Source organism: Paraglaciecola arctica (genome assembly GCF_018861065.1).
Lineage (GTDB): Bacteria > Pseudomonadota > Gammaproteobacteria > Enterobacterales > Alteromonadaceae > Paraglaciecola > Paraglaciecola arctica_B.
Genome location: NZ_JAHKQO010000015.1, coordinates 279065 through 301384, shown reverse-complemented (window position 1 = coordinate 301384; position 22320 = coordinate 279065). Strand labels below are relative to the sequence as shown.

At 40.3% G+C, this 22320-nt stretch carries 22 protein-coding genes and 1 riboswitch; of the genes, 8 read left to right on the top strand and 14 right to left on the bottom strand.

Annotated elements, in window-relative coordinates; all coding sequences use genetic code 11:
• Positions 1-485 precede the first annotated feature (485 nt).
• From KO534_RS05985 to KO534_RS05965, 5 genes are all read right to left on the bottom strand, one after another.
• A complete protein-coding gene (locus tag KO534_RS05985; protein ID WP_215928394.1) occupies positions 486-752 on the bottom strand; it encodes a hypothetical protein in 267 nt (88 codons plus the stop codon).
• A 72-nt stretch (positions 753-824) separates the two neighbouring features.
• Positions 825-2546, bottom strand: a complete 1722-nt coding sequence (locus KO534_RS05980; RefSeq protein WP_215928420.1) for a cupin domain-containing protein — start codon at positions 2544-2546, stop codon at positions 825-827.
• A gap of 71 nt (positions 2547-2617) precedes the next feature.
• Positions 2618-5056: a TonB-dependent siderophore receptor gene (locus tag KO534_RS05975; RefSeq protein WP_215928393.1), complete on the bottom strand. Its 2439-nt coding sequence runs from the start codon at positions 5054-5056 to the stop codon at positions 2618-2620.
• Between the two features lie 312 nt (positions 5057-5368).
• Positions 5369-6733 carry an 8-oxoguanine deaminase gene (locus KO534_RS05970; RefSeq protein ID WP_215928391.1) on the bottom strand — a complete coding sequence of 455 codons (1365 nt, stop codon included), beginning with the start codon at positions 6731-6733 and terminating at the stop codon, positions 5369-5371.
• 15 nt (positions 6734-6748) lie between these two features.
• On the bottom strand, positions 6749-8104 hold the full coding sequence (locus tag KO534_RS05965; RefSeq protein WP_215928389.1) for a nucleobase:cation symporter-2 family protein: 1356 nt from the start codon (positions 8102-8104) through the stop codon (positions 6749-6751).
• Between the two features lie 301 nt (positions 8105-8405).
• On the opposite strand from KO534_RS05965, the gene KO534_RS05960 reads away from it, so the two are divergent.
• A complete protein-coding gene (locus tag KO534_RS05960; RefSeq protein WP_215928387.1) occupies positions 8406-9236 on the top strand; it encodes a sulfurtransferase in 831 nt (276 codons plus the stop codon).
• Between the two features lie 66 nt (positions 9237-9302).
• Here the strand turns inward: KO534_RS05960 and KO534_RS05955 are convergent, their stop codons facing one another.
• From KO534_RS05955 to KO534_RS05930, 6 genes are all read right to left on the bottom strand, one after another.
• Entirely contained in the window at positions 9303-9536 is a 234-nt protein-coding gene (locus tag KO534_RS05955; RefSeq protein ID WP_215928386.1) for an EF-hand domain-containing protein, read from the bottom strand.
• A 92-nt stretch (positions 9537-9628) separates the two neighbouring features.
• Positions 9629-9838, bottom strand: a complete 210-nt coding sequence (locus KO534_RS05950) for an EF-hand domain-containing protein (protein WP_215928385.1) — start codon at positions 9836-9838, stop codon at positions 9629-9631.
• A gap of 389 nt (positions 9839-10227) precedes the next feature.
• Positions 10228-11985, bottom strand: coding sequence for a sugar phosphorylase (locus KO534_RS05945; RefSeq protein ID WP_215928384.1), 1758 nt, complete (start codon positions 11983-11985; stop codon positions 10228-10230).
• A 10-nt stretch (positions 11986-11995) separates the two neighbouring features.
• Entirely contained in the window at positions 11996-13222 is a 1227-nt protein-coding gene (locus KO534_RS05940) for a glycosyl transferase (protein WP_215928383.1), read from the bottom strand.
• Positions 13223-13234: 12 nt separating this feature from the next.
• A complete protein-coding gene (locus KO534_RS05935) occupies positions 13235-14071 on the bottom strand; it encodes an HAD-IIB family hydrolase (RefSeq protein WP_215928382.1) in 837 nt (278 codons plus the stop codon).
• Positions 14064-14945 carry a kinase gene (locus tag KO534_RS05930; RefSeq protein ID WP_215928412.1) on the bottom strand — a complete coding sequence of 294 codons (882 nt, stop codon included), beginning with the start codon at positions 14943-14945 and terminating at the stop codon, positions 14064-14066. Before KO534_RS05930 ends, KO534_RS05935 begins: the two co-directional genes overlap by 8 nt.
• Before the next feature lie 214 nt (positions 14946-15159).
• Positions 15160-15330: riboswitch (molybdenum cofactor riboswitch) on the top strand.
• Here KO534_RS05930 and moaA point away from each other — a divergent pair.
• The 6 genes from moaA to moaE all read left to right on the top strand — a co-directional run bounded on the left by moaA (position 15324) and on the right by moaE (position 18704).
• On the top strand, positions 15324-16292 hold the full coding sequence (gene moaA / locus KO534_RS05925) for a GTP 3',8-cyclase MoaA (RefSeq protein WP_215928380.1): 969 nt from the start codon (positions 15324-15326) through the stop codon (positions 16290-16292). It overlaps the preceding riboswitch by 7 nt.
• Before the next feature lie 46 nt (positions 16293-16338).
• The gene (gene mobA / locus KO534_RS05920; RefSeq protein ID WP_215928378.1) at positions 16339-16944 is read left to right on the top strand and encodes a molybdenum cofactor guanylyltransferase; all 606 of its coding nucleotides are present in this window, start codon (positions 16339-16341) and stop codon (positions 16942-16944) included.
• 2 nt (positions 16945-16946) lie between these two features.
• On the top strand, positions 16947-17489 hold the full coding sequence (gene moaB / locus KO534_RS05915) for a molybdenum cofactor biosynthesis protein B (RefSeq protein ID WP_215928375.1): 543 nt from the start codon (positions 16947-16949) through the stop codon (positions 17487-17489).
• Positions 17490-17497: 8 nt separating this feature from the next.
• Positions 17498-17983 carry a cyclic pyranopterin monophosphate synthase MoaC gene (gene moaC / locus KO534_RS05910; RefSeq protein WP_215928373.1) on the top strand — a complete coding sequence of 162 codons (486 nt, stop codon included), beginning with the start codon at positions 17498-17500 and terminating at the stop codon, positions 17981-17983.
• Positions 17977-18237: a molybdopterin converting factor subunit 1 gene (gene moaD / locus KO534_RS05905; protein ID WP_215928371.1), complete on the top strand. Its 261-nt coding sequence runs from the start codon at positions 17977-17979 to the stop codon at positions 18235-18237. Before moaC ends, moaD begins: the two co-directional genes overlap by 7 nt.
• 8 nt (positions 18238-18245) lie before the next feature.
• Entirely contained in the window at positions 18246-18704 is a 459-nt protein-coding gene (moaE, locus tag KO534_RS05900; protein ID WP_215928369.1) for a molybdopterin synthase catalytic subunit MoaE, read from the top strand.
• A gap of 101 nt (positions 18705-18805) precedes the next feature.
• Here the strand turns inward: moaE and hppD are convergent, their stop codons facing one another.
• Both hppD and KO534_RS05890 read right to left on the bottom strand, forming a co-directional pair.
• Positions 18806-19906, bottom strand: a complete 1101-nt coding sequence (hppD, locus tag KO534_RS05895) for a 4-hydroxyphenylpyruvate dioxygenase (RefSeq protein WP_215928360.1) — start codon at positions 19904-19906, stop codon at positions 18806-18808.
• A 361-nt stretch (positions 19907-20267) separates the two neighbouring features.
• Complete coding sequence (locus KO534_RS05890) at positions 20268-20939, bottom strand: nitroreductase (protein WP_215928357.1); 672 nt, start codon at positions 20937-20939, stop codon at positions 20268-20270.
• A gap of 250 nt (positions 20940-21189) precedes the next feature.
• Here KO534_RS05890 and KO534_RS05885 point away from each other — a divergent pair, with 250 nt between their 5' ends.
• Positions 21190-21831 carry a lysoplasmalogenase gene (locus KO534_RS05885; protein ID WP_252731969.1) on the top strand — a complete coding sequence of 214 codons (642 nt, stop codon included), beginning with the start codon at positions 21190-21192 and terminating at the stop codon, positions 21829-21831.
• 62 nt (positions 21832-21893) lie between these two features.
• Here KO534_RS05885 and fur read toward each other — a convergent pair whose 3' ends face one another.
• Positions 21894-22313 carry a ferric iron uptake transcriptional regulator gene (fur, locus tag KO534_RS05880; RefSeq protein WP_215928355.1) on the bottom strand — a complete coding sequence of 140 codons (420 nt, stop codon included), beginning with the start codon at positions 22311-22313 and terminating at the stop codon, positions 21894-21896.
• Between the last annotated feature and the right edge of the window lie 7 nt (positions 22314-22320).

Genomic DNA, 22320 nt, shown 5'->3' with positions numbered 1-22320 from the left:
TAAATGGAAAACTGATTTTGCTATGTCAATGCCAATTGTAGTAATGTTCATGTTGGACTCATCCTCTTTATTGATGTGATTTTAACAACCCCATCATGGCTCATTACGAAGCCGTTAGAAAGCGGGTGGGTCCATACCATTATACCGGCGCCCTCATCTTCTTCTTCTTTACGGAGGCCTTTGCTGCCATCCCTCATCTACGTCTTTACGGCGGCCTTTGCTGCCATCCCTCATCTTCGTCTTTACGGCGGCCTTTACTGCCATCCCTCATCTTCGTCTTTACGGCGGCCTTTACTGCCATCCCTCATCTTCGTCTTTACGACAGTCTATACTGCCATTCCTCACCATCGTCTTTCCGGCAGTCTTTTGGCCGGAATCCACTTTTATTGTTTTTATACCAATAATTTATCAATCGAGTATTAAAAGTTTTCTTAACTGATCGGCATTAGCTCTATGAGCCGTTTTTTTAAATTACTTGTGAACCACTAGCGCTTATCTTGCGATGCCATTGCGACAACAAGTTGCAGCGCTTCGTCCTTACTAAATCCGCTTTGAATGAGTGCTTCATAATGTTTACGTAACAATTCAGCCTGCGCTTTTATCAATTTAGGATCACTTAGTGCTAGGGTTTGATTCAGCAATTGCTGTGATAACTGTTCATTCATAAAATTGAGAGATTTGCTCTCTTGAGCATCACTGTTAGCAACGTACAATGCCAAAATGGCGACAACTGGAATATACAGATGTTTCATATGTTTACTCGACTTTAAATAAGTAAATGAAGAGGCAATGTCTGTAGGAGTCCAATGGCTTAATAAAGTTCATCAGTCGCGACTGAGTTCAGTAATGAGCTGGGTATACTTGGGAAACTGTTTAAGTAAGCTAGCCTTCTTACCTAGCTGCATATCTGCATAGTCAAATCCTGGCGCTACTGCTTCACCTATTAGCCCGTATCCATATTGTCCATCTTGAGGAATTTTTGAAGCTTTCCACGTACCACCTTTAACCAGCATTTGCATCGTTTGCCCTTTGGTTGGATCTGGTCCTAAAATAGTTTTCTGTAAACTGCCGTCAGGGTTAAGCATAAAGTAGGTGATAGGATCGCCCATATGAAAATAATGCATGATATCTGATTGATTCATATGAAAATGTCCAATAGGTGACTCTGCACTTAACAGGTAATAAATACTGGTCATTGTCACTCTGTCACCATTTTCAGTGGCAATAGTAGGGCGATGATCTGCTTTAAAGGTTTGTCGAAAATATCCGCCTTCAACGTGGGCTTCTAAGTGTAAAGCTTCTGCCAATTGTTTTGCAGTCATCTTACTTTTGTTTGCCGTACTGGAAAGTTCACTGATTGAGGCAGAACTTTCATTGTTTACTGTAAGCCGTTGTTGTGCCACTTTTGTGGTATTGCCCTCAACTGCGTAAGGCATGGTTGTTTTGAAAGTCGACCAATTAGCAACAATAGTATCCACCACTTTACTGCCTACTAAATAAGCTGATTCAAGGGCAGACTGCATGCCTGCATAGCCATTTTCACCACTCTCTAGTCGTAAATTTTCAATAGCACTCAAGTCTTTGGGAGGTGCAGAATAATTGCTGCCCGTACGCACCACCATAAAACGTGATTTATCGACTTTTTGCACTTTGTCTAGATAAATCATAGATTGATAACTGCCAGTATCTTCCATGCCCGAACTGACAAAATTACCTTGTCCTGCCGTCCAATAATGGGTCCAGTTATTGGCCCATTGTGTCAACAAGTCCCCATGCCAAAATGTGGATGCAGCCAAATGTTCGCCTTTTAATACAAAGGGCAATTTTTGAGCGTTAGGGTAACCTATGTATTTGTCTCGCAATCTCTGCATTTGCGGGTAATCATTTAGTTCAACATCTTTAGTGAGTGCGTAAGCCCAATCTACTAACTGAGGATCAAGTTGATAGACTTCGCCATTTGAAGATTGGCCGTGTCTATTGAGCTTTTTAGGATCAATAGTTTGCTTTTCTAATAAGGGATCAGTAGTAAACAAGGGGAAATATCCAGTAGACCAATTATTAGGTATTTCTCTGGCATCAATTTGGTGGGCCAAATCTCCGTCGAGTAACCAAGTCGCCCACGCCGCGGAGCCGATTGATGCATCGGCAGGGTCAACCCCGGCGATCCCAGCTACTAACCAGTAGGCATGGGTTAAATCAAATCTAGGGTCTAAACCTAAAGCCATAATAGCCGTAGCGGCTTTCGCAGTACCCATACCTGTGACTATGCCCAATACACCTGTTTCAGTGTTAATACAAATATCGTGGTGTGAAATCGCAAAAGGTAAACAAGTATCGAGCTTTTGTCCTGCTTTCCATAGCTGGAATTCACCAGGCTTGTCTCCTTCATCGGCACCAATTTCAAACATCGTAACTACCACCACTTTAATTTCTATGGGGGCTGGGGAATTAATTTGTTTCGCTACTGAAGCTTCTTGAGGAGAACAACTCAATACTAATAGTGTGAGTCCAATAGCGAGAACGACTTTTAAGGAAGGGATAAACATATAATTTCTGCCAATAAAAAAGGGTAAATACATCATGTATTTACCCTAACTGTTAACTTGGTAAAAGTTAATTAAAACTTATAACTGAACTTCGCTTGATAGCTAGTCGGCAATTCTGGTAGAACAATTTGTGAACCGAACAAGTCAGGGAAGTTTGCACGATAATATTTTTCATCAGTTAAGTTCTTAACTGAAAGGTTAGCTGACCAGGTATCTGTCGTATAAGAAATACCAGCATTAACTAGTGTATATGCAGGTAAGGTTACACTCTTTGAAAAGCCTGAGTAGGTTGAATCAGCACGAATAACACTAGTGTTGATAGTAAATCCATTTTGGAAATCGTAAGTTGCAGTGGCAGTATAAATGTTTTCAGGAATACCTTGCTTACGTGCATCTTCGATAGTTCCACCATCAGCTGCACTAGGTATCAAGGTTAATCCAATAGGGTTACCACCAAGTACTAAAGACGGATCTGTTAAGCTTGTTAAGTCTTCAAGTCCTAAGAAACCAAATAGTGAACCACCTTCACCGTTATTCCATGCTGTTAAGTTATACACTTTCATATTGGTATAACCGGCTGTGACTACTAGTTGATCGTCAACCACCCAACGAAGTTCAATCTCAGTACCTTCGTTTAATGTAGTTGCATTGGTTACTATGGCTTGGGCATTAAAGTCGGTTCTTTCTTGTTCATATGACGCTATAGCAAAGTATAAACTATCATCTAAGAATGAACCTTTTACACCAAATTCTGTAAGTGTAGATGTATCGAATGCACCATTGTATGCATTACCGTCGTCATCGATTAACTGTCCATAACCAATTTCAGCACCTTGACCTGCCACTACCGTTGCTTGTTCAGCTTGGGTGAAATAAGGGATTAGACCAAATTCAAATTTGTATGAAATACTCGCATTCCATGAAGTACCACTAAAGGTATCTTCTGCAGTCGCTACTGGTACTTTAGTTAATAATAAATCACCACGAGTGGTAGTTTTAACATCTATGCTGTCGTATCGCACACCTAGTACAATGTTAAGCCCAAAATCCCAAGTGAGGTCAGTCATAGCCGCGATACCAAAATCGGTATAGTGACCCACATCATAATTATCGAAATTATCGTTAATACGCGTGGCCATTTCACGTTTGTCCAATGCCGTAGAAGGGCCCGTTAAGTCGCGACGGTTGAAATACTCATAAGTAAAATCGTCAGCATGCATAAACTCTGTGTGGCGAATCGAAGGCGATAACTGCACTTGAGCGACAAAAGAGTCTGTCTCGTACATATTTGCAAATACTAATTTGTTTTCGATAACCGAACTATCATGCATTTGCGAGAAGCCGTATGCATTTTCATTGAGGTTGTCGTATGTTTCGTAGAACAACTGGTTTTTGATTTCCCAGCCGCTATCGGTGTAATACATAATATCGAAATACAAGGTATCCACAGTGTTAAGTAACACGTCATCTGAAGAAACTAGAGTTTGGTTACCTTTTAATGTAGTGGTCCCAGGATTATCTAGTTGCATTAGTTCAGTTGCGTCGGCATCGGTGAATCCCGGAGCATAAGGATAGAAGAAGCCTGCACCAGCAATGTTTACTGCGCCATATTCATCGTGAGAGATTAAACCATCGTTGTCAGTATCTAGAGGTTTTGCAGTACCAGTAATGTACGTGCCGTTGTCAACTAAGTCTTGAGTTAAACGGTTCCAACCTGCGACTTGGTTTCCGTCGTATAAGTGGTGCATACCTCCCATTTCAAATCGCAAATTGTCAGTTACATCGATATTAAACGAGCCCTGCAATATTGTTTGGTCTGTGCCACTGTTGTCGTAATAACTTCCCGAGTTCTCTACCTCACCGTATAAGTAAAACCCCCCTTTTTTATCACCAATTGAAGTCGGTCCACCTACCTCAGCAGTCAACACGCTTTTATCCCAACTGCCACCTGTATAAGAAATAGCGCCGGCATTTTCGTCTAAATATTGGCCGCGGCTAGCACTGGCTGATTTGGGATTAAAGTTTAAGTAACCGCCAATTTTAGCTGGTCCATAAATAGGTGAAGCGGGTCCACGCACTATATCGATTCGGCTAGATGCGCCAATAGGAGTCGGATAGTTACCAGGGTTGTCTAAGCGTTTAACACCACGAAAGTAGGCTTCGCCTGGTGTACCACGTACGTCTAGTGAGCCTGCAACACCAAAAAATGATTGGGTATAAGTACCAGGTGCAAATGCAACTAGTTCATCGATATCACTAATAGAAAACCTTTCTAATTGTTCTTCACTGATAGTTGAAGCTGAACGAGGTGTTTCTAGAATTGATTTGCCAAAGCCAAATACTGCTTCAACATCTTGTCCGGGCAAGCTACCTAATGAGCCTGTTACTTCAATACGTTCAAGATCTTCAGCTTCAGTTTCTTGGGCGATACCCTGCAAAGGTAATAAGGTGGCTAAGCTAATAGCGATAGCTTTAGCTAGTGGTTTAGTCATAAAAGTTGGTTTTGTCATTCTAGTGATCCCAAGTAGTAGCTTTGCTATTTGTTGCAAGGCTCTTTGGCCTAATCAACGCATAGTTTAGTTTTTAAGTTTTATGTGTATTGAAACTATTTTTGCATGAACAGTGCCAAGATCTTGTCCAACTGGTCTAGTTTTGAAATTGTTCGTTAATTCCTTGAAAATATTAGATATTTACTATTATTAAAAGATTGTTTCGGTAAAATAATTGCCAGTGGCTTAGTTAGTTTCAATTTATGGCGCACCAAAGCAAAACAATTGCTCGTAGATTGCACCTTCTAAGTGCTTACTGAAAACATAGGGTGGTTAAACCAACCCCGAGTTTTGAATTTGCTTAGCTAATTTCTGGTGCTTTGCCATCAGTTGCTCACAAAGTAGTGAGTTATGTACACTATTTTCTACTCGCCATTGTCCAGCGACCATTAATTTATCTACCTGATATGCTCCACAGGTAATCAATCCATCCAAAGGACTCCCTACACCTGAAAAACGTAATTCATCTAAATTAAAAATGGCTAAGTCTGCTTGTTTTCCTACTGCAAATTGTCCTAAAGACGGCCGATGCAATACTTTTGCGGAGCCTGTTGTGGCGTAGCCTAATACCCGCTCGGCAGTAATAACCTCAGCGCCATAACGTAACCTTTGTTGCAACAATGATTGACGAACTTCTTGGATCATATTGGAACAATCGTTCGACGCAGAACCATCTACGGCCAAACCAAGGTTACAACCAGCTGTTTCTAATTCGACAGTAGGACAAATACCCGAAGCCAATAACATATTTGAACTAGGACAATGGGCAATGCCCACATTGGCATTGCCTAACCGTGTTATTTCATCTTGGTTAAAATGGATCCCATGGGCTAACCACGTTTTGTCACCCAGCCAATTGCAGTGTTCTAAATAGTCTAAAGGACGCATTCCATACTGACGTAGACAAAAATTGTTTTCATCTTCGGTTTCGGCCAAGTGGGTGTGCAATAAAACATTATTTTTCTCTGCTAATAGTGCAGTATCTTGCATTAAGGATGTAGACACGGAAAAAGGCGAGCAGGGTGCCAATGCTATTTGGATAAAGGCTTCTGGACTACTGTCGTGATATTTTGATATTAATCTTTGGCTGTCTTGTAGGATCACATCTTCGTTTTGAATAACGCTATCTGGAGGCAATCCTCCGGCACTTTCCCCTAAACTCATAGACCCTCTGGTTAGAGTCGCCCGGCAACCTAATGAATTGATGGCCTCTACTTGAATATCAATAGCCTGTTCCAGACCCTTTGGGAAAACGTAGTGGTGGTCTGCGATACACGTTGCGCCAGATAACATCAATTCCAACCCTGCTAATTGCGTGGCGGTATAGATCATTTCTTCGTCTAAGTTTTTCCATATTTGATATAGGTATTTAAGCCAAGGAAATAGCGGCTTATTCACAGCGCCAGGAACTGCACGTGTGAGTGTTTGATAAAAATGGTGGTGAGTGTTGATGAGTCCTGGGGTAATAACTTTGTTACTACAATCTAAATAATTATCAACGGTTGTTGTGGGTGTCCTTCCTGATGCAACCAATTCAACTATTTTGTCGCCTTTGATAACTAAGCCGTTACCTGCGTTTAAATGGTTTCCCGTGTAAATGGCGCTTGGGGATTTTAGCCACAGTGTTTTGTTTTGCATTTTTAATATCTCAAACTACTTGATTGCAGACGCGCTTGGCTGTGGTTCGTTGTTGGGTATAAGCAAACTCATGATGATTGCACTAAATCCCGCAACGGTGACAGAGGATGATAAAATATTAGCCGCAAGGGGGGGCAATTGCGTCAGGGCTTGTGGCACCATCATCACCCCTAAACCTAGACCTAAGGACGTCGCAATGATCAGACTTTTGCGGCGGTCGATTGTATCAGTTGTCAATATTTTCACACCGGCCACAGCAATTGTGGCAAACATCACTAAAGTGGCGCCACCTAATACGGCTTTTGGCATAAGTTGAATAAAGGCGCCTATTGCAGGAAACAAACCTAATAACACTAATAACCCAGCGATATAATATCCAACATGGCGGCTTGCAACCCCAGTCATTTGAATCACAGCGTTGTTTTGTCCAAAAGTGGTATTCGGAAAACTATTAAACACTGCCGCTAATAGTGAATTAAATCCGTCGCCTAAAATTCCACCTTTAATACGTTTTATATACACTGGCCCAGTAATAGGTTGATTGCAAAATAGACTATTGGCAGTAAGGTCTCCGGATGTTTCAATTGCGCTTAAGAAATATACTAGCGCAACAGGAATAAACACATCTAGTTGGAATGAAAAACCGTACTTAAATGGTTCAGGAAAACTAAAAAGAGGCATCGCAACCATATCATCTAAAGATAAAAGGTTCTGTGACCACGCAATAATACATCCAATTAGCATTCCTAAAAAAATTGCCGACAAACGTAATATCGGGTGTTTGGAGGTATTCAGAGCAACCACTATGACTAAAACGGTAAAGCCTAAGAGTAAGTTGTCTACTGAACCAAATTCGTCGACGCCAAATCCACCGGCCATGTCTGTTATCGCAACTTTTATTAAGGTGATCCCTATAGTGGTAATAACAATACCTGTGGTGAGTGGTGTGATAATAGACTTTAGATAGCCAATAAAGCGGCTTAAAATTATTTCTACAAATGCACCCCAAAAACAAATTCCAAACATAATGGCGAGTATTTCATCATTACTACCTCCTTTTTCTTTAACCATTAATCCCGCTACAAGTAGGGCACTAATAAAGGTAAAGCTAGTTCCTTGAACCGCTATTAATCCGCAACCAATAGGACCAATGGTTTTGGCTTGAATAAAGGTAGAGACTCCAGAAACCATCAAAGCCATGCTAATTAAGTAAGGTATTTCTGCGGTAAGTCCTAATGTTGAGGCTATGATTAGCGTCGGAGTAATAATACCAATAAAAGAAGCCATAACGTGCTGTAAGGCAGCGTTGATGCAATGTAATACTTTAGGTTTGTCGTGTAATCCGTAAAGCATTTCATTATTGAATAACATATAAACTGGGTACCTAATTGAGGGTATTTACTTAAATCGTTATCTCACTCCTAAGCAATTATTCGACCAACTAGTCAGCTTGTATTCCTTTTTCGGTAACCTATTGAAAGCTATGTGAATTCTTAAATTCATTCGCATAGATGTGCCACATGTTGAGATACAAAGGGACTATCGGCACTGGTGTGGTGCAAGGATTAGTGCAGAGACTAGTGCACAAAGTGGATAAAAATTAAGGAATAGCCATGCCAATAAACGCAACGTAAAATACTATTAACTCTACCTATGTAATGAGGATAACAGCATGCGACCCAACACCAATTTGGTTACCAGCGATTGGCTAAATGAACATCTTAACCAGCCCAATCTCGTTGTGTTGTACACACAAATGGACAACCCAGTAACTGGCGAACAGGATGAAAGCCCAAATGCATATATTCCAAATTCGCAATTTTTTAATTTTGAAACAGAGTTTTGCGATTTGGATTCTGACTTGCCCCATAGTATGCCTAACAAAACTAGTTTTAGTGAAGGGGTGAAAAAGTTAGGTATCGACAACGAAAGCGTAATTGTGATCTATGACAACAAGGGCATGTATTGCGCTCCTAGAGTGTGGTGGATGTTTAAGGCTATGGGGCATCAAAATGTTTATGTACTAAACGGGGGATTGCCAAATTGGTTACAGCAAAAAATGCCCAGTGTTGCAAACTTAGCCTTAGCCAGTAAAGAAGGAAGTTTTACTGCCAATTTTGATAGCCGCTGTTTCGTAACAGCCGAAACCATAATTCAGCAACTAGACAGTCTCTATGTGCTCGATGCCAGAAGCGAAGGACGTTTTAGGGGAACACAACAAGAGCCACGCAAAGGTTTGCGCTCTGGTCATATTCCTACTTCAATTAATTTACCCTTTACAGACTGTATTGAAGATATGAATCTAAAGTCTCGGGGTAAGCTAAAGACTATTTTTGCTGAATTAGGGGTAGCAGGTGACAGGGAGTTAGTTTTCAGTTGTGGCTCCGGAGTAACAGCCTGTATTTTGGCTTTGGCCGCCAGTGAAGCTGGGTACAAGCAATTAGCTGTGTATGATGGCTCTTGGTGTGAGTGGGGCGCTAGGACTGATTTACCAATTGAATAATAAAACCCACCAAATCAAATTGATTGGTGGGTTTTTTAACTGGGTTCACTTTAACCTATTTGACATCTAGTCAATTTCGTTTTCAGTTTTAACCTCAAGCTCCATTTGAGACAAATAACCATCTTGGTTAACATCTAGTTCGGAAAAAATGGCGCTTAGCGTGTCGTCTGTTTTGGCTTCGTCAACACTGACTAGGCCGTCTTTATCTGTATCTAATGGATGAACGGCCATCGCACCAGGATCGGCTAAAACATTAAAAGCTGCAAAAGAAACGATTGATGCCAATATTAATTTTTTCATAGGATTATTCCTTTGTTTATCAATTATGTTTGTAAATTTAAGGGGCTGTAGTTGTACATGTTGTTACAACCCCCTGTAAATACACTGTTCATTTACTTGTTTTCTAACTCACTAGGTGACAGGTAGCCGTCTTTATCAGTATCGAGCTCAGAGAACATAGCTGATAAAGCGGCGTCTTCAGCTGCTTCTTCGATACTAATGCGTCCATCGTTATCAGTATCTAGTTTCGACATTAGATCCTCTTCGGCAATGATTGCCATAGATGCAAATGTCAGCGCGAATAGTGGTATTAACTTCTTCATACATTGACTCCTTTTTTGCCTATTTTTAAAACCATATTTAAAACGACAAAGTTTAGATAATTAACAAACAGCGTCAGTCGCATGTTTGCTGTTAAAAAACGTTAATCGAGTATATTCAAAAGTAATCAGAGGTAGTGCTGAATTAGACCTCATTCACTTTACTCACTATTGCTATATCAAGGGTCATGCCATAAAAATTTAAACTATTAAAAACAAATGGTTATGGAAAGTTTTACGCTTTAGATGAGAATCTTACGAGGATTTAGCTCATTTCTGTCTTTGGAACCAGACAGATATCAAATAGATTCAATAAAAGTTAATATAATCAGTGGGATAGGGTGAGGCTTATGTGCTACATAAGCCTTGTGATAGTGATCTTAAGCTTTGAGTTAACCGTTAATGTTAGAGATCCACATTGCTTGGTAGGGGGTCAGTTGGCATTCCAAATCTTCTAAACTGATGGTTTGGTCACTGATAAGATCAAACCAAAGGTCGGTTCCAATTAAGTTAAGATCGCTCAATCGAATAACCTGAGGCTCGTCAGAGATATTATAAATACAAAATATACTCTGCCTTCGGTCAGTACTTTGACGCCAGAAACCGAATATTTGTTCTCCTAACTGCAACGTAAACTGTGTGGCACTGGGATGAAAGGCCGCCTGTTGCTTACGAATGTTCAGAAGTTTTATCATCCTACAATGCACTTTACTATGTTGACTGTATGGCGCGGAGAGCTGTTCTTGTAACTCGGCATAGTTCCATTTGTGGCGGTTGATGGAGCGGTTGTGGCTAGTATTCTTAACTCTTTCATAGTCATTTCCGGTTCCTAACAGGCTATGAATATAAATTCCCGGAATGCCTTCAAGTCCAAACATAATGCTGTGGGCACATATAAATCTGTCTAGTCCCCACTTATCAGTACCTTTAATTGTTCCCTGCAGCGCATCGTATAGGGCAATGTTGATTTCATAAGCCTTTTGTTTACCTTCCTCAGAGGTACGCCAGGATATTCTGCCGCCAAAATTTTGCATAGTATTGACTAAAGTGGTGAGTTCTTGATCTTCAAGTAAGCCCTCTGCTGGGCGCAACCCTATACCATCATGTGAAGCAATAAAGTTAAAAAAGAAGGTGCCATTTTGTGAGGGGGGCATGCTACCCAACCAAGACTTTAAGTGTTTACAGGAGCCTGTTACTAATGTATTGACCAGTAATGGTGGTAACGAAAAGTTGTAGATCCCATGTGCTTCATTGGCATTACCAAAGTAAGTGAGATTTTGTCTATTAGGGATGTTGGTTTCGGTGATAATAACGGCGTCGCTTACTGCATGTTCTATTAACGTTCGTAACAAACGCACTACTTCATGTGTTTGCTCTAAGTTAATACAGCTACTACCAATTTTTTTCCAAAGAAACGCCACCGCATCCAATCGAAATATGCGGATCCCCATATCAAGGTATTGACGAATAATTGAAACAAAAGTATCCAATACCACGGGATTTCTAAAGTCAAAATCCACCTGGTCATGACTAAATGTGCACCAAACCTGTTTTTCACCATTTTTTGTTTCGGTTAAGCGCAGTAAATCAGATGTTCTTGGCCTAACGACATTTGATACATCATCCTCTATGGATGCGGTATAGAAGAAGTCACTTCCTGGTCCTTCTCCTTTGATAAAGTTTTGAAACCACAAACTTCGGGATGAACAATGGTTAATCACCACATCAGACATCACACGATAGTCACTCGTTATGGACTTGATGTCGTCCCAATTACCGAGTGATTCATTGACAGTCGAATAATCAATGACTGAAAATCCATCATCTGAACTATAAGGAAAAAACGGTAATATATGTACGCTATTTATGGCGTCACCGCAGTAATCTTTAAGGAAATGATGCAGCGTTTGTAGCGGTTTTTCCCCCGAGGCTTCAATACTATCACCATAGGTTATCAGCATAACATCCCGTTGGTCCCAATTATTATGGTGACGTTTCGGTTCTATCAATACTTCACCATCATCGATGCGCATCGTGCGCAATAACTGCCTGCATAATTCTGGATACTGAGTTTGTAGCTCAATATCCTCATATATAACGGCTAAATGGTGCTCAACACGTTCTGTTAGTTGTTCTAAAACCGATAACATTTATTGCCCCTTAAGGTTGCTTAAACTCTAAGAAATCTTGTTCTACTGCGTCTTTTAATTGCTCTAATACATCTGGCATGGCGCTGACCACACGATTCCAACTTGGAATAAAAGGTGTTTCCATTGGATTATCTAGGAAACTCTCACCGGCTTTCATAATATTACTGGCAAATAACTCAACGGCTTTTTCTTCACTGTGAATATCTAACTTTAAGCCGTTTATAACGGCGTCGTTGTTATAGGTTTCTATGAAATCTAAAGCAATACGGTAGTAGGTCGCTTTTAGTGATCTAAATGTTTCAGTTGAAAAGGTTTCACCCTGAGTGGCGAGTTTTCTAACCAAAGCCTTGGTGATATCGATAGACATTTTAGATAGTCCACCTTGATCATTATCTGCTGATAAATCTTGATGTTTATGATCGTAAGTTTTGGCGATATCAGCCTGACATAATCGGTTGTGAGAGTAGTTACGTTGCATTTCAGATAACACGCCAATCTCCAATCCCCAGTCACTGGGGATGCGGATATCGTTTAACACATCACGCCTGAACGAAAACTCTCCTGCTAAGGGATACCTAAAGCTATCCATATATTCGAGGTATTCATTGTGGCCTACCACTTTTTGTAAGGCCCTAATTAGCGGCGTAACCAGTAATCTTGACACTCTACCGTTAATCTTTCCATCGGCCACGCGTGCGTAATAACCTTTACAAAATTCATAGTTAAACAACGGGTTGGCAACGGGGTATATTAACCGAGCAAGTAGCCCTCTATCGTAAGTTAATATGTCACAATCGTGCAACGCAACGGATTCCGCTTTTCCTGTCGCTAAAACATATCCCATGCAATACCAAACGTTGCGACCTTTACCTAATTCCTTCGGCGCTAATCCTAGCGCGTTTAACTTTGCATCTAAGGCTTTTAATCTTGGCCCATCGTTCCATAACACTCTGTGGTTTTGCGGCAAGGTTCCAAAAAATTTAAGGGCGTGTTGGTATTGTTCAAGGTTGGCTCTATCTAAGCCAATTACAATTTGAGAAAGATAAGGGACGTCAGTGAGATGCTCGATAATATTGGGTAATGCAGTCCCTTCAAGCTCGGAAAATAAAGAGGGAAGAATCAGTGCCATTGGGCGCTTTTTTGAAAACTCTAGTAGTTCTGTTTCTAACGCTTCGATAGGTCGTTCAGATAAGTTGTGTAAAGTCGTGACTATGCCATTTTGATAAAAATCAGCCATAAAATCTCCGTACTATTTGTTAAATTGTGAATGATTAAAAATTATTTGTTCTAGGCATTCAGCCCAACCAATCGGGCCATAGCCTTGACTGGTGTATACGTTGCTTTGTCTTGTTAAAATAGGTGGGGCATTCGCTGGCGATAGAATTCGCACCGCAATATCAGCAGCTTCTAACATGGCAACATCATTTTGGCCGTCTCCCAAAGCGATTGTATTGCAATGCGCAATGGATTTTTGTTTTTGGAACTCTCGGCTTAACCATGTTAATGCTTGACCTTTGTCACATGTGCCAGCTAGATGTAAAAAGCGGCCTCCTTGTAGTGGTTTAGTGCCCAGTTCATTGATGGCTTGGATAAACTTAATTTTAGTTGTGTCATTGCCCAACCATAATATCGGTTCTCCATATTGACGGGACGCGGCTAATTTGGCCTGCTCAATTGAAAGCCCAGTTGCCGCGACTATTTCCTCATTGGACATATTGAAAAAATAGTTAAACTCTCCTGAAAAGCGAGCCTGTAACTTTCCAATAAGAGATAACCAATATTTTCTCGGTTTCGAAAACTCTTTTACCCAATAACCATTTCGTTCTATGGTACCTATGGGCTGGCTCTTAAAAAAATCAATTGGTATATAAACCGCAGCGCCGTTTTCTATTATAAAAGGACCGTCCAAACCAATTTGGATCCTTAATTCTGTTAGTTCCGCGTAAGTTTTACTGGTATTGGCAATAACAGGAATATTGGCTTGTCGAAGTTTTTGTAACATGGGCAATGCGGCTGCAAAACTGTAAGTATGATGGTCAAGCAGTGTGCCGTCTAAATCGGAAAAAATTAAAACATTGTTAAGCATCGACTTTTTTAGTCCTATGGCCAATGATGGCTCGAGAAGAGTTCAGTTCAAACACATGGTCACATTTGTTAGGTAAAGTGCTCAGTCCGTGTTCCGTTAAACGCTGATAGTGCTGAATAAAACGTTGCACTTGTTTTTCATCCATAATGCCAGATGTTTGTTTATTATTTGTGGCATCTTTAAGCTTCTGCTCTTGTTCTAAGCGCCAAGCATAGACGTCAGCGAAAGATGGAGCTTTTAACATCACCCATTTATCCATCAAAGAGTATAAAGGTAGGTATGAAAGAGATAATTGTAAATTTGCGTGATTGCGCCAGTCAGAGTTGGGGTCCTCAGTCTCTTCAAAGGTATTGACCGGTTGTTTTAATTGTTCGTAAGTTTGTGGTTCGACTCCCCAGCACCAGCCTTCAAAAATTACTATGTCGACCGCACCATTTACTTTGGTCCACGCAGACATGGGATGAGGATCATCAGTTGCCTTATTAAATCGTGGAATGGTGGTAGGTCGCTGCTGTTTTAGATCCTGTAATACACTTTTGGCTAAAGACATATTATGGGTACCAGGAACACCTCGTGTTTTAAATAGCGGGTGCACATCGTCTGCTATTATTTGGCGTTCTATGCGGCTAAAGTAGAAATCATCAAGTGACATTACTTCAACGGTGAGCCCATAAGTCTCACTGAGGTATTCTTTTAAAAACTCAGATAAAGTTGACTTACCAGACCCCTGACTGCCATTGATACCAACAAAATAAGTGCTTTTTGCACTCAATTGGTGCGTTTTGATTTCCTCTGCTAGAGGAATAAAATAACCCTCTGCAATTTTAATAAAATCGCCAGAGAGCTTATTTTTGTTGATAAACGTATTGATCATAGACTTATAAAATCTCATTTTTTGCACTTTAAAAGTGCTTTGTATTTAGCCATTTATGCATATGCTTCCTAAATATGTACAACATATGTGCCACCTTGCTCTATGAGGCTAGCTCTGCATATCTAGTTTCACCAAATCACAACGCAGATTCCCATTACAAAAAGACATTTATGTGTTACAAATACACTATTGTTATTCGATATCTAAATCAAATAGCCGTGTATAACTCCGAGCTATCTCACCTAAATCTATGACAAGGTGTTTTAGCCGTGAATCTAGCAAATTTGCAGATTCGCCAGGGTTGCAAGAGAAATTGAGCAGCCTCCCGTAAGTGTCCTAATTTTTGAGTCACTTCATTTTGGAAAGGTGTTAAAGAAAATGTTAGAAGATAAATTTGGACGCCGTTTCCACTACTTGCGGCTGTCTATAACAGACGTATGTAATTTTAAATGTAATTATTGTCTACCTGATGGTTATGCTTGCGATTCAGATCGTGATTTTTTGACCTTGCCTGAAATTAAAACCTTAGTGAACGGTTTTGCATCGTTAGGTACCAGTAAAATTCGTATTACAGGTGGCGAACCCTCCCTTAGAAAAGACTTGCCAGAAATCATTAAGGCTTGCGCTTGCGCGCCAAACATTCAACACGTTGCGATGACGAGTAATGGTTATAAGTTAGAAAGCGATATTCACAAATGGGTTGATGCTGGTCTTAATTCTTTAAATATCAGTATCGATAGCCTTGATCCCCGAATGTTTGCAGCTATTACTGGGCACAATAAACTTGAAACTATTTTACGTGGTATCGACAAAGCCATTGCCTTGGGTGTTCAAGTGAAAATCAATGCGGTGTTGATGAAACAGTATAACGAACAAGAACTAAAGAATTTTTTATCCTGGTTAAAAATAACGCCAGTGACGTTACGGTTAATTGAATTAATGCAAACAGGTGATAACTTATCGTTTTTTAACCAAAACCATGTCTCAGGTTTACCCATAAAAGAACAACTGCTGGCAAATGGTTGGGGACAATTGATCCGTGATAAAGCTGCAGGACCGGCCCAAGAATTTTTTCACTCAGACTACCGAGGAAAAATTGGTTTGATTATGCCGTATAGCAAAGATTTTTGTGCAAGTTGTAATCGGTTGAGGATTTCTGCTACGGGTAAGTTGCATTTGTGTTTGTTTGCAGACCAAGGGTTAGATATACGATCGAGTTTGCAAGCTGCAGACAGTAGCGAACTACAAGCTAGATTAGTCGAATTATTGGGTAATAAAGAAGCGACACATTGGTTACAAGATGGTTTTACTGGTGCGACTAAACATTTAGCTATGCTAGGTGGTTAAGATATAAATACATGAGGTTAGTGGTGAGTTGTGCGGATGTGAAACTATGTTAGCTGGAGTCATTCTAGCGGGCGGCAGATCAAGCAGAATGGGGACAGATAAAAGTTTGTTAACCTTGCCTGGTAGTCAGGTATCCTTGCTCGAATGTATAAAGACGCAATTATCACAGATATGCGATCACAAGGTGTTTGTTAGTGGAAACCAGTATCAGCAAGGTATAGCTGATCGTATTGCTGGTTGTGGGCCTTTATCGGGCATTCATAGTGTTATGACTGAAATTGCCAATAACTATTCAGATATTAACGAGTTATTGGTTGCAGCGGTAGACATGCCTGCTTTACGTGTCGAGGATTTTGAGCATCTAATAAAAACGGGCAGAAAAAATAACAGTTTATGTTGCTTTGAAACTTGTTATCTACCTTTATATATCCCTATATCAGTTGAGATTAATCAGTATCTGAGCAGTCAACTAGGTGTCCAAAACGACACAATATCTGATGCACCTAAAAAACGTCAATATTCACTCAAAACTATGCTGGATTCGTTACAGGGTAGTCAAATAACACCTTTAGAAAAATCTCGACTAGAGAACATTAATACGCCAACGCAGTGGCAACAATACTGCGATGAACAACCTAATTTTAAGGAGTAGCAATGTCAGTGAATGCTATCACTAACAAACAAGCTTTAAATTTTGCGGTGTTAACGGTTTCAGACACTCGCACTGAAGAAAACGATACGTCTGGGCAGTTTTTAAAAATGGCAGCATCCGATGATGGCCATAATGTGTTAGAAAAACAAATAGTCATAGATGATAAATTTCAGATTAGAGCGGTGGTTTCAAATTGGATTGCGTCTGAAAACATACAGGTTGTTGTTATTACCGGTGGAACTGGGTTTACCCCAAGAGATACCACTCCTGAGGCTGTGTTACCTTTGTTTGAAAAAGAGATTGAGGGATTTGGTGAATTATTCAGACATCAATCATACCTAGAAATCGGTACCTCAACTGTACAGTCCAGAGCGCTAGCAGGAATGGCTAATGGTACGGCAATTTTTTGTGTGCCTGGCTCAACAGGAGCATGTAAAACAGCGTGGACAGGTATATTAAAGGAACAACTCGATTCGACTCATAGGCCATGTAATTTCGTTGTGCATTTAAAAAATGTTGTCGCCAATTGTGTCAGTAGAGGATAAGCATTGTTATGCAAGATCAGAATAACGGTTTAACCCATGTGAATGAACACGGCAAAGCGAATATGGTAGATGTTACCGATAAGGCAATTACCCAGAGACAAGCCCTAGCAGAAGGGTATATCTCCATGTCAGCTCAAGCCTTTAGTATGTTAAAAGACAATACCCATGCCAAAGGTGATGTGTTGTCTATTGCCCGTATTGCGGGTATACAAGGGGCCAAAAAATGCAGTGACTTAATCCCGTTGTGTCATCCTTTAATGTTATCTAAAGTACAAATTGAATTTGAAACCTTTGATGAACTGAACAAAGTGCGGATTCAAAGCTTATGTAAACTCGCAGGGCAAACTGGTGTCGAGATGGAAGCATTAACAGCGGTAAGTGTTGCGGCTTTGACTTTATTTGATATGTGTAAAGCTGTCGACCCTCATATGCAAATCAGTGATATTAAAGTGCTTAGTAAACAAGGTGGTAAAAATGGAGACTGGTCGTGTTAACGATATTATTTTTTGGGCATTTAAAAGAAATAGTGGAAACTGACTGTTTACGAATTGAGCTTAGTCAAAACAAAGACTCAATTGATACAGTGGCCAAGTTGCGCAAATTGTTGCAATTAAAAGGCAATTTGTGGACTGAGTATTTGCAATACGGTAAGGCCTTAGTCGCCGTTAATCAAGAAATAAGCAACGAGGATACCGCTTTAAACGACGGTGACGAGATTGCCTTTTTTCCACCAGTCACCGGTGGTTAAGTCATTACATGAGCCATTTTACCCATATTAGTGTGCAAACTCAGGATTTTGACTTTGCCCATGAATATCAAAAATTAAGAGATAGTAACAATAGTGACGGAGCGTTAGTGACTTTTGTGGGTTTGGTACGTGATATCAATCTTGAACAAGCAGTCACGGGTTTGTTTTTAGAGCATTACCCTGCGATGACCCAAAAAGTATTAAATCAAATTGTGGAACAAGCGCGGGAAAAGTGGCAGCTAGGTAGCATTTCAGTTATTCACAGAGTAGGGCAGTTATGTGTTTCAGACCAAATTGTTTTTGTTGGCGTAACTAGCCAGCACCGACAATCTGCCTATCACGCCAACGAATTTATTATGGACTATTTAAAAACTCAAGCACCGTTTTGGAAAAAAGAAACCACCACCCTAGGTGATATGTGGATAGAGGCCAAAGACAGTGATTTAGACAAATCTAAACGCTGGTAACTAGCTTTAGCATCTATAGGCGATACTTTGAGTGGGGAGCTGTGTTTTTGAGAAGCCCACAACGCAGAGGATTCACTCTGTTATGGGCTTTTAAAGATAGTTTAAACTGGCGTTTTGTCTGCACTTTCATTAGGGGTATTTAGCACCCCTCGATTAATTTGGTCACGTTCAATAGACTCAAATAGCGCTTTGAAATTACCTTCGCCGAAGCCATCATCACCTTTACGTTGAATGAACTCAAAGAAAACTGGCCCAAGTTGGGTTTCAGAGAATATTTGCAGCAGCAATCGTGGTCCACCTTCGGTTGTACCATCCATTAATATCCCACGAGTTTGTAATTGTTTAACAGGCTCGCCGTGATTGGGCAACCGCCCTTCAAGTAACTCATAATAAGTATTGGGCGGCGCTGTCATAAATGGCATTCCCATATTTTTGAGGCGATCCCAACACGCGACTAAGTCATCACAACTAAAGGCAATATGTTGGATCCCTTCTCCATTAAATGCACGTAAAAATTCCTCAATTTGGCCTTTGCCTCCTTCTCCTTCTTCGTTCAAGGGAATCCGAATTTTACCATCAGGCGCCGTTAGTGCTTTAGAGGTTAAACCTGTATATTCACCCTTGATGTCAAAGAAGCGGATCTCTTGGAAGTTGAACAATTTTTCATAAAAATCAGCCCAATACTTCATACGGCCGCCATAAACGTTATGGGTTAAGTGATCTATTACTTTAAAGCCTGCACCTACTGGATTGCGGTCAACACCGTCAATGTAATTGAAGTCGATGTCATAGATTGACAATTCGTCGCCATAGCGGTCGATAAGATAAATAATTGCATTGCCAATGCCACGAATGGCGGGTAATCGAAGCTCCATAGGGCCGGTTTCAACAACAACTGGCTCAGCACCTTGCGCCAATAGATATTTATACGACTGAACCGCATCTTTTACCCTAAATCCCATCCCACAAGCAGATGGCCCATGTTCTCGCGCAAAATACCAAGCCGCTGATTTGGGCTCATAATTAGCGATGAGGTTAATGCCGCCTTGGCGCCATAACTGGGCATCTTTGGTACGGTGGTTGGCAATGTGGGTAAATCCCATTGCAGAAAACACTTGTTCTAATTGCCCTTTTTCTGGAGAAGAAAATTCAATAAATTCAAATCCGTCTAAACCCGCTGGGTTTTCAAATAAGTCTGCCATTATTAATCCCTCTATTTAGTGTCTTTTAGTGATTAGTGCTAACTGGTGTTTAGGCGCGTTCACTAGAATATTTAAAGGCAGCAGCTTAGAGTATTTCATTAGAAAATTCCCGCCATGGGTATTTTTAAGTTAGGTCGAATTTGTTGTTAAATTAGTGTAAGTGTAAATATATTTTTACGAAATTGCGTCGGATTTTGCTCGTGTTTGCTGCAACCTTTAATCACAACAAAGTATATCTAAATGGCAAATCACATAGAGCATTGCGGGAACCTGTGTTTTAAATAAATGGCGGTTATGCTTGTAAAAAGTTAACCGCAATACTTACGAGTACAGAATTTTTTTGTTATCTAAGGGGGGGGAATTAGAATCCGTGGTAACTCACAAACTCTTCGTTATCTGCGCGCACTGAACGTACCTCATTTGCGGCAAAATTAGGATCTGGATAACCCATTGCGATACAAATCATGATTGCTTCGTTGTCGGGTATATTAGCGTGTTTATGTACAACATCAGACTGCATAATACCTTGACCGTTTATGACACAACCCAATCCAAGATCCCAAGCGGCAAGCACTATGCCGTAAGCCAAAGAGCCTAGGCCAAACTGGGTGATCCCTGCTGGCTCTAAGGATTTATCATAAGTTAGGACGAGAGAAACTGGGGCATCAAACTGGCGAAATCCTCGCATCATCCATTCCATGCGTTTTTCTTTGTCTTCTCTTGTAATTCCCATTACTTCAAACAATTGAATCGCTACGTCTATTTGACGTTGCTTATTTACACCTTCATAGTCCTCTTTATACGGAAAGTCTCGAACATGAGGTTTTCCAGCTAAGGTGTTTTTAGTATTATCATCGCGAATTTTATCGAGCACATCGCCTGTCACTGCATGGATACGCCATGTTTGAGTATTGTACGAAGAGGGTGCCCATTTAGCCGCGTTGATTACTGCATCGACCACTTCTTTTGAGACGGCTTTATCGGTAAAGCCGCGAACGCTCTTTCGAGACGCTGCGAATTCTGCAAAATTCATATTTACCTTAAGTTTTAACTAATGAAAATGTCTGTGGATCACTATAACTTAGGCTTAAGGTAGGTAAAAATCATGTAAACTTATCAATGAGTTAAAGTCTCATTTATTGGGTCTTTAGCTTCTTCATTTTGTTATCATAATTTTTAGGAAGGCTTTGTAAGCTTTGCTAGAGTCCGGCAATCATTTACGAATGATTTGGGTCTGTTGCTAGAACTAATTTAAACAATAATAAATAAAGTAGTGAACAAATATGTCTAAAACTATGAGTATCGCTTTTTTGAGTTTTTCGCTGTTATATTTGCTTGGCGTTAGTTATCTAGAGACCTTTATATGGCTGTATAAGGTCACCCCCATTCTATTGCTGATAATAGTAGTGCTACGGTCAGAGCCCAGCCAAACTCGGGCTGTCTTGCTGTTTTCCTTAATATTTAGTGGCTGCGGAGATTTATTACTGGCTATTGATGAATTTATATTTGGAGTCGCTGCATTTTTAATTGCTCAGCTTAGTTATGGATTCTTATTTAGTCGAAGTTGGGGAGTCGGTATGAGGCGTTGGCCTTTGAGTCTACTCTTGGTTGTGTACTTGTTTTTTATGGCGTGGTTATTAATACCTAAACTGGGCGAATTACAGCTACCTGTGATGGTTTATTTGTTGGCGATAGCAACCATGGGATTATTGGCAATACAGTCTAGATTACCTATGCGCTGGGCTGTCTTGGGAGCTGTGTTATTTATTGTTTCTGACTCGTTTATTGCCATTAATAAATTCGTTTATGCGATTCCGTTTGAGACATACTGGATAATGAGCACCTATTATGCCGCGCAGTTTATGTTGGTTGTGGGGTTTCTGGCTGCTCAAAAGCAATCATTAAGGAATCAGTCAGTAAACTAATTGGCAATAAAAAACGCCGCGTAAATAGCGGCGTTATGTTGGTACTAGTTAACGCAGAAAGATTAATCTGCGTCGCAGTTTTCTTTACATTCACCATACAGATATAAACTGTGATGCGTCAGTTTTATATTATGACGTTCGGCGACTTCTTCTTGGCGTTTTTCAATTACTTCATCTTCAAACTCAATTACCTTGCCACATTTTAAACACACCAAATGATCATGGTGCTCTTTATGGCTAATCTCGAAAACAGATTTACCACCTTCAAAATGGTGACGGTTTAAAATGCCAGCATCGTCAAATTGGTTGAGTACTCGGTAAACTGTAGCTAATCCAATATCTTCATCATGTTCGATGAGAATTTTATATACGTCTTCTGCACTGATATGTTGATTTTCAGGGAGTTGTAATATTTCTAGGATTTTTAAGCGGGGAAGGGTGATCTTTAACCCTGCTTTTTTCAATTCTTTATTTTGATCCATTAGCTTA